Genomic DNA, 6,018 nt, shown 5'->3' on the forward strand with positions numbered 1-6,018 from the left:
CGTGAAGCTGCTCGGACAGAGGCTGATGTCCCGCGACTTCGACCGCCAGGTTGCCGAAGTTCAGATCCGTGCGGCGCTCATGAACCGCTTCACGGCCCTCGGCATCCCGGTCACCGTGGCCTTGGGATAAGTGTGTCCGGGGAAAGGGGAACTGCGGTAATCAGCTGATTTGTGAAACAGCGCCGTCTCACTTAGTAGTTTCCAAAACCCTTCGGAAGGTAAGGGAATTTGGTTGGCTCTGTTGCAACAATACCACCGGTTGAGCTTGATCGCACAGACTTGCGCTCCTCGGATTCCACGCCATATCTCTTTGGTCGGTGCGAGATGAGGTTCCGGAGACAAGGATGGGCTATCTGAAAACAGCGGTGCTGATGGCGGCGATGACCGCGCTTTTCATGGGCGTGGGCTATCTGATCGGTGGATCCGGCGGCGCGGTGATCGCCTTGGTGGTCGCGGCGGGGATGAACGCTTTCACTTGGTGGAACTCGGACCAAATGGTTCTGCGCATGAACAATGCCCAGCCGGTGACGCCCCGGGATAGGATGGGCCTGCATGACTTGGTGGCACAGCTCGCCCGGAACGCGGGCCTGCCCGAGCCCAAGGTGTATCTGATCGACACGCCACAGCCCAATGCCTTCGCCACGGGGCGCAACCCCACCAATGCCGCGGTGGCGGTGACCTCGGGCCTGATGCGCAGCCTCACGCGCGAGGAACTGGCCGGCGTGATCGCCCATGAACTGGCCCACATCCGCAACCATGATACCGCGATCATGACCGTCACTGCGACCTTTGCCGGTGCGATCTCGATGCTGGCCAACTTCGCGCTTTTCTTCGGTGGGTCACGGGAACGTCTCGGGCTGGTCGGCACGCTTCTGATGATGGTCCTCGCGCCGCTTGCGGCGGCACTGGTGCAGATGACGATCAGCCGGACGCGGGAATACGCCGCCGACAAGGCGGGCGCCGAAATCTGCGACCAGCCGTTGTGGCTGGCGGCGGCGCTGGAGAAGATCGCAATGGGCGCGGCGCGGATCGACAATGACGCGGCCGAGCGCAACCCGGCGACGGCGCATATGTTCATCATCAACCCGCTGCATGGGCACAAGCGGGACAGTCTTTTTGCAACCCACCCCGCAACCGAAAACCGCATCGCCGTCCTGCGGGCCATGGCAGGGCAATCCCGGCAGGCTGGGCGCGCCGCCGCGCAACCCTTGTCGGTCAGCCGTGTGCCAAAGATCCGGAAGCGCGGAACGAAGGGGCCTTGGTCATAAACCAGCCCTCATGTGGAAATATTCTCGGGGTATTTTACTTCACAGACTGTCAATCGCCACGATTTCCGAAATCCAAAGCTTGACATCATATACTAAGATTCCTTAGATTTATAAATAATAACAATTAGTTAGCTCAAAATCCTACCACCCCAGCCATTACTTCCAGAAAATCATTTTCCGCCAACGGCTTAGGAAGAAGCGCCTGGGGCTATCCGCCATCCTGCCCCCTATCTGCGGCGGGCTGTGCCCGTGTTCTTCGCGGCTGCCGCCTTCTGTGCCTGTGCCGTTTTGTCGAACAAGCGGCTGTACTCCGCCTGACGCTCTGCAAAGACGGGCAGGCTGGTCTCCGGGTCAGGCCGGAACTTCAAGGCGACATAGCACCTGGGGATCGCCGCTAGTGTCTTGCGGGCAGTCTTTTAGCGGCGACTCTCTTACAAAAACCTTGGGGTCAGGGGTGACCCAAAGCGGCATTTCGTTGCGGTGATGTGCCATCAAGAGTTTTCGTTTGGGGCGGGAAATCGCCGCTAGCTGCTTCTGGTGTATGCGGCGGCAATGGGCGTATTTTATTGAAAAACTCTTGTTGATTTGAGCGCCAGTCGCTGATTCAATTTCCCTTATTCTGTGGGGGGAACTGCGATGTTGGGACCGAAGCAAGAGGCGCAAGGCGCACTGTTCTACGAGTTCTCAATTGAGGATCACGTCCCGCAGGACCACCTGCTGCGCTCCATCGACCGTTTTGTTAATTTGACCGAAATCCGTGCCTACCTCGCGGAGTTCTACAGCCACACGGGGCGGCCATCCGTCGATCCCGAGCTTCTGATCCGTATGCTGTTGGTCGGCTATTGCTTCGGCATCCGGTCTGAGCGACGGCTCTGCGAAGAGGTGCATCTGAACCTTGCTTACCGGTGGTTCTGCCGCCTCGACCTGAGTGATCGGGTTCCGGATCACTCGACATTTTCCAAGAACCGGCACGGTCGTTTTCGCGATAGCGAACTGCTGCGACATCTGCTCGAAACGACCGTCGCGCGGTGCATCGCCGAAGGCTTGGTCAGCGGCCAGCGCATGGCGGTCGACGCCAGCCTGATCGAGGCGGATGCGAACAAGCAGAACTCGACGCCGAAGGAAGACTGGGATGCATCGACGATCAACTCGACCGACGCGCCCCGAGCCGTGCGCGAGTATCTCGATACCTTGGACGAGGCCGCCTTTGGCGCTGCCAGCGAGGTGCAGCCCAAGTTCACTTCGCATTCCGACCCGGCTAGCCAGTGGACCGCTGCCCGTAAGGGCCCGGCGTTCTTCAGCTATTCCGACAACTACCTGATCGATACCGACCATGGTGTCATCCTGGATGTGGACGCCACAAGGTCCATTCGTCAGGCCGAGGTCGGATCGACCAAGACCATGCTGAGCCGGGTGAGGACCAAGTTCGACCTGCATCCTGAGCGCCTGATCGCCGACACCGCCTATGGCACCGCGCCGATGTTGGGTCAGCTGGTCGACCGCAAGATTGCCCCGCATATCCCCGTTTTGGACAAGTCGGGTCGCAACGACGGAACCTGGACCCGCGCGGACTTCGAATGGGATGCCAAGAACGATCAATACATTTGCCCAGAAGGCCACGAGTTGAAGCAGTTCCGCCGTAACTACTCTGACCCCAATCGGGGGCCGACCGGCAAAGGAACGGCCCGGTATCGCGCCCTGAAAGAGGTCTGCCAAGCCTGCCCATCCAAGGCGAGATGCTGCCCAAACGCCGACGCGCGCAAGATCACCCGCGAGGAACATGAGGACGCCCGGCAGGTTGCTCGGGATATCGCCAAGACCAAGCAATACGTGATCTCGATGAAGCTGAGGAAGAAGGTCGAGATGCTCTTCGCCCATCTGAAACGGATCCTTGGCCTGAACAGGCTCCGATTACGTGGTCCATGCGGGGCGAATGACGAATTCCTCCTCGCCGCCACCGCCCAGAACCTCCGCAAACTGGCCAAGATCCTTCCCGCACCGCAGCAACCGCGAAAAGCCTGACAGGAAAGGCACTCGCGCCCAACTCAAGCGGCGGAATTCTGCGACCGCGAACGGGTGTTTTTCCACGGAATCGGCGGAAAGCGGTCATTCGCTGCGGGCGCAAGAGAGACCCCAGCGACACCAAAAGCAGACGCTCGCCAGATGCAACTGGCATCTCCCCTCATGGCGTTCATTTGGACATGTGGGGGCCGCGCGTCGCATGCTCTAAATGCAGGGTGTCGCCGGTTCCGTGAAGCTTTCCTTTTGCTTCATCAGCGCGGGCCAATCGATCCATGTGTCACCTGCCAATCCGTTGCCGCTCAGCAGCTTCGCGGCGTCGATGGCCTCAGCCCCGACGCGGAGCATCTTCCTCGGATCACAGCCCCGCAGGGCGCAGGTTGCGCCGTAAGGCAGTTCGTTCCACGATGGCGACGGAGCAGCCCGCCTGCGCGGCCTTTTTCGCGACGTTTATCCCGGCCATGCCAGCGCCGATGACGATCAGATCAGATCAGAGCAGATCAAGTGTACCGGTCATGAAATTCCCGTGAAGTCGAGAGGTTGGAAGCGTCAATGACAGGCTCAACGATATTGGCCGAGCAATCGTTCACTAAGCCACCAAATCGCGGTCACGCCGAGACCGACAGCGAGGCCAAGCCAGCGCCAACCATCACCGCCCAGCGGCAACACTCCGGCACCATAGGCAAGCACCGGTAGCGTCATCGCCAACAGGAATGACCCCGTATAGAGGCAATGCACACGGCCGCAGCGCCGCACATTGCGCAGACAGGCGATGCCCATCCATGCCAGCGCGACGACCCAGATCGCGGTCTTGGGACCGTCGGAAAACGGGATCGCCAGAAGCATTGCGCCGATCGGGAGCCGCCATGCGAGCAGACTGCCACGCCGGGTGCTGAGCCAATCGTGACTGGAGTGATCTGACATGCCTTCACCCCGCGCAGCAGGACAACGCAGCCACGTCCTTCTCGAAAGTCTGGGCCGCCAGCTTCAACCCTTCGACGGTGGTGAGATAGGGCATGATCGTATCGCCAAGTTCCTCGTAGGTCAGCCCGGCCTTCAGCGCCATGGCCGCGGTCTGGATGCTGTCGGCCCCCTCCGGCGCGATGATCTGCGCCCCCAGCAGCCGTTTGCTCCCCACCTCGGCCACCAGTTTGATCAGCCCGCGCGTGTCTTGGGCGGCCAGCGCGCGCGGCACGGCGCCAAGTGGGAGGACAGAGATCAGGACCTCGTGGCCAGCGGTGCGGGCCTGCGCCTCACCAAGCCCCACACCGGCCACCTGCGGATCGGAAAAGACGACCCAAGGCATGGTCGTATTGTCGTAGCTGCGCATCTCACCCGCCACGGCATTCCGGGCGGCGATCTTGGCGCCATAGGCGGCCATATAGACGAACTGGTCGCGGCCCGTTACATCGCCCGCCGCCCAAACGTTCGGATTGGTGGTCCGCATCTGAGGGCCGGTCTTGATGCCCCCGCGCGCATCCACCGCAATCCCGGCGGCAGCGAGGTTCAACCCATCACTGTTCGGCACGCGGCCGGTTGCGACCACGAGCCGCTCCGCTGCCAGCACTTGGCCATCTGAGAGATGCAGTGCTGTGGCAGCATCTCGTTTCGAGACGCGTTCATAAGCGCGGGCACGTACCAGCCGGATGCCCTCGTCGGCCAAGTAGCCTTCAAGTGCCGCTGAAACCTCTGGCTCCGCTTCGGGCAATACACCACGGCGGCTGACCAGCGTTACCGATACACCGGCCCGTGAAAAAAGCTGGGCCAGTTCCACGCCAATATAGCCTGCGCCGAGAACCAGCATGGAGGCTGGCAAGGCCGTCAATTCCAGCGCCGTCGTGCTGTCGAGCGTGTCGAGCTCCTTGATTCCGGAAATCGTAGGGACGTGGGGGCGGGAGCCTGTGGCGATGATGACTTTTGCCGCCGGGAAAGGGTTGCCATCGACCGTCAACTTGCCTTCATCATCGAATGTCGCCCGGCCTTCGACGTAATCAACATTCTCATACCGTGGCAGAACATCCGCGTATTTCGCTGTGCGCAACTCATCGACCAGTGCCTGTTTCTGAGCGACAGTGGCAGCCCAGTCGATCACCCGAGCTTCGGCCTCTATTCCATCAAACCGGGCCGCAGCACGCGCGTGATGTAGGCTCTCGACCGCGCGGATCAGGGCTTTGGAGGGCACGCAGCCCACGTTGACACAGGTGCCGCCGAGGGTGCCTGCGCCGATCAGTGCCACGCGGGCACCGGCTTCGGCTGCGGTGATGGCAGCGGAAAAGCCTGCTGAACCGGCGCCGATGACGGCGAGGTCATAGCGCCTGTTCTTGGGGGAATTGCTATCTTTCATGAGGGCCTTCCCGAATTCCGGCGCTTCCAGAGCGCGTAAACTGTAATGCCGATGAATATGGTGAGCGCAGGCAGCAGCACGTAGTCGAGCCAACCCAACATCGCCGACAACCCGACAGCGCCGAACAGGATCACCAGCACCGGCGTGAAGCAGCAAAGGGCAGCAATGACCGTGCTGATAAGGCCGACTTTCAACAACCGGCTCTGCTCGTCGGGAGCCTTTGCATCATTCACGATCCGCTCTCCCCGGCCAGGGATGCGCCATAACCTGTGAACAGGCATGCAAAATTGACCCCGTAGCGGGGTGATCGGCGTCCAAAAATGACCCCCTTACACTGATGTGGATAATGCCCCCGAGGCTATCGGGGAGCACAGTGTGGGATGTTGG

The 6,018-nt window shown here is 61.0% G+C and carries 6 protein-coding genes and 1 pseudogene; 3 read left to right on the plus strand and 4 right to left on the minus strand.

From position 1 onward, the window contains the following. The 3 genes and pseudogenes from E1B25_RS21710 to E1B25_RS21720 form a co-directional block, all read left to right on the plus strand. Window positions 1-130, plus strand: a pseudogene (locus E1B25_RS21710) (IS5/IS1182 family transposase); the annotation flags it as partial. A gap of 214 nt (window positions 131-344) precedes the next feature. Beyond that, a complete protein-coding gene (gene htpX / locus E1B25_RS21715) occupies window positions 345-1,268 on the plus strand; it encodes a zinc metalloprotease HtpX (RefSeq protein WP_132831653.1) in 924 nt (307 codons plus the stop codon). 636 nt (window positions 1,269-1,904) lie between these two features. Next, entirely contained in the window at window positions 1,905-3,290 is a 1,386-nt protein-coding gene (locus E1B25_RS21720) for an IS1182 family transposase (RefSeq protein WP_132831654.1), read from the plus strand. 355 nt (window positions 3,291-3,645) lie between these two features. Here the strand turns inward: E1B25_RS21720 and E1B25_RS22690 are convergent, their stop codons facing one another. From E1B25_RS22690 to merF, 4 genes are all read right to left on the minus strand, one after another. Next, window positions 3,646-3,750, minus strand: coding sequence for a hypothetical protein (locus E1B25_RS22690; protein WP_245510822.1), 105 nt, complete (start codon window positions 3,748-3,750; stop codon window positions 3,646-3,648). 98 nt (window positions 3,751-3,848) lie between these two features. Next, window positions 3,849-4,211: a hypothetical protein gene (locus E1B25_RS21730; protein ID WP_132831655.1), complete on the minus strand. Its 363-nt coding sequence runs from the start codon at window positions 4,209-4,211 to the stop codon at window positions 3,849-3,851. Window positions 4,212-4,215: 4 nt separating this feature from the next. Further along, window positions 4,216-5,631 carry a mercury(II) reductase gene (gene merA, locus E1B25_RS21735; protein WP_132831656.1) on the minus strand — a complete coding sequence of 472 codons (1,416 nt, stop codon included), beginning with the start codon at window positions 5,629-5,631 and terminating at the stop codon, window positions 4,216-4,218. Beyond that, window positions 5,628-5,864 carry a mercury resistance system transport protein MerF gene (gene merF, locus E1B25_RS21740; RefSeq protein WP_245510823.1) on the minus strand — a complete coding sequence of 79 codons (237 nt, stop codon included), beginning with the start codon at window positions 5,862-5,864 and terminating at the stop codon, window positions 5,628-5,630. Before merF ends, merA begins: the two co-directional genes overlap by 4 nt. Window positions 5,865-6,018 lie beyond the last annotated feature (154 nt).

Origin of the sequence: Antarcticimicrobium sediminis (assembly GCF_004348975.1) — a bacterium.
Taxonomy (GTDB): domain Bacteria; phylum Pseudomonadota; class Alphaproteobacteria; order Rhodobacterales; family Rhodobacteraceae; genus Antarcticimicrobium; species Antarcticimicrobium sediminis.